At 49.1% G+C, this 279-nt stretch carries 2 protein-coding genes; both read left to right on the top strand.

The window, feature by feature from the left end:
* The first annotated feature begins 2 nt into the window (after positions 1-2).
* A complete protein-coding gene (gene feoA, locus ACNQ0T_RS24145; RefSeq protein ID WP_417930491.1) occupies positions 3-179 on the top strand; it encodes a ferrous iron transporter A in 177 nt (58 codons plus the stop codon).
* Positions 180-207: 28 nt separating this feature from the next.
* On the top strand, positions 208-279 hold a 72-nt coding region (locus ACNQ0T_RS24140; RefSeq protein WP_417930490.1), incomplete at its 3' end, for a FeoB small GTPase domain-containing protein.

Genomic DNA, 279 nt, shown 5'->3' with positions numbered 1-279 from the left:
ATATTAGCCCAGCATACCGTCAGAAACTGCTCTCCCTCGGCATGCTGCCCGGTTCCTCTTTTCATGTGGTTCGCGTGGCGCCGCTCGGCGATCCTGTTCATATTGAAACCCGACGCGTCAGTCTGGTATTACGCAAAAAAGATCTCGCCTTAATCGAACTGGAAGCGGTTGCACAATAACGGCTGGCCCGGCACAAGAGTCTGAAATATGCAAAAATTAACCGTTGGTTTAATTGGTAATCCTAATTCCGGCAAGACCACCTTATTTAATCAGCTGACC

Origin of the sequence: Enterobacter cloacae complex sp.6700776 (assembly GCF_048284255.1) — a bacterium.
Classification (GTDB): Bacteria; Pseudomonadota; Gammaproteobacteria; order Enterobacterales; family Enterobacteriaceae; genus Enterobacter; species Enterobacter intestinihominis.
This window is presented reverse-complemented; position numbering and strand designations above follow the sequence as displayed.